The following is a 1,430-nucleotide window of genomic DNA, read 5'->3' as shown; positions in this document are numbered from 1 at the left end:
TGATCATCTCGTCGCCGGAGCACCTCGACAATTACAAGCGCCTGTTCGGCACCGGCGAGCAGTTCGGGCTGAAATTCTCNTACGCGCTGCAGCCGCGGCCGAAAGGCCTCGCCCAGGCCTTCGTCATCGGGCGCGACTTCGTGGGCGACGACGACGTGGCGCTGATCCTCGGCGACAACCTGTTCTTCGGCGCCGGCATGGGCGAACTCTTGGATCGCGCCGCCGCGCGCAAGCAGGGCGCGACCGTCTTCGCCTACCACGTCGACAACCCGCAGGCTTACGGCGTGGTCAACCTCGACAAGGCGGGCCGCCCGACCAAGATCGTCGAGAAGCCGCAGAACCCGGAATCCACCTGGGCGGTAACCGGCCTGTACTTCTACGACAATCAGGTGCTCGACATCGCCGCCGACGTGAAGCCCTCGGCCCGCGGCGAGCTGGAGATCACCAGCGTCAACGAGGCCTACCTGCAACGCGGGCAACTGCACGTGGAGCGCATGTCGCGCGGCTATGCGTGGCTCGACACCGGGACCCACGACAGCCTGCTGGAGGCGAGCGAGTTCGTCCGCACCCTGCAGCACCGCCAGGGCCTGCAGGTCGCCTGCCTGGAAGAGATCGCCTACCTCCAGCACTTCATCTCCCGCGACCAGCTCGTGGCCCGGGGCGAGATGTTCGCCAAGACCGCCTACGGGCAGAACCTGCTGCGGCTCGCCCGCGAGAGCGAGGACGACCTGCGGCTGCGTCGCGGCAAGTAGCCGGCGTGCCCTCGGTCGGATGCGCCTCCTATTTCGGAGCGCATCCGATGCAGATGCCCCGCATGATCCGATCGTTCTGCGCCTCGTTCGGCGTGAGCGTGCGCCGGTCGTCGGGCGTCGCCGCGCCGGCCCCCCGGCTCGGCGGCATCACACGGCCGAGGGAGGAGGTGTTCGGCGCGGTCGCCGTCGAGGCGGGACCGCCGCCGGTGCCGGTCTGAGCCTGCGCCGCCGCGGCGCTGGCCGCCAGGATTGGCAGGAAGATCGCGAGGCCGAGGGTGGTGAGCGGTCGGGTCATCTGTCTGGAACTCCGTGCCGGGCCATAACGCGGGTGTGACCATCCGGTTCGACCCCACGGGCCGATCCCTACCTTTGTTCGCCTTTGCAGAACCGATGCGGCGCCGTATCAGGAGCCGCGTTCCCGCAGCCGACATTCTGAAGCGTCGAAACCCGGAGCCGCCGCGACGATGCGGGACCCCAACGCGATCGACTTCTGGCGCGGCTTCGCCCTGATCACGATCTTCATCAACCACATCCCCGGCAACACCTTCGAGCGCTACACCGAACCAGGACGGCGCGTCGAAGCGCGCTCACGATCCTGAGGATCGTGTCGGCGCGTGGCAGGCCCGCCGAGAGCCGGACCGTCCGGACCGATCCAGACGCGCGTCGCCGCCGCCCCTC

At 68.8% G+C, this 1,430-nt stretch carries 2 protein-coding genes and 1 pseudogene; 2 read left to right on the top strand and 1 reads right to left on the bottom strand.

Translation table 11 applies throughout. From position 1 onward, the window contains the following. A partial coding sequence (locus I53_RS01040) for a sugar phosphate nucleotidyltransferase (protein WP_043345756.1) occupies positions 1–752 on the top strand: 752 nt, incomplete at its 5' end. Between the two features lie 28 nt (positions 753–780). Here the strand turns inward: I53_RS01040 and I53_RS01035 are convergent. Next, the gene (locus I53_RS01035; protein WP_051044598.1) at positions 781–1,047 is read right to left on the bottom strand and encodes a hypothetical protein; all 267 of its coding nucleotides are present in this window, start codon (positions 1,045–1,047) and stop codon (positions 781–783) included. A gap of 169 nt (positions 1,048–1,216) precedes the next feature. Between I53_RS01035 and opgC the strand changes: the two are divergent. Beyond that, a pseudogene (opgC, locus tag I53_RS32915) lies at positions 1,217–1,312 on the top strand (OpgC domain-containing protein); the annotation flags it as partial. Positions 1,313–1,430: the final 118 nt, after the last annotated feature.

This window comes from Methylobacterium sp. B1, from assembly GCF_000333255.1.
GTDB lineage: Bacteria > Pseudomonadota > Alphaproteobacteria > Rhizobiales > Beijerinckiaceae > Methylobacterium > Methylobacterium fujisawaense.
This window is presented reverse-complemented; position numbering and strand designations above follow the sequence as displayed.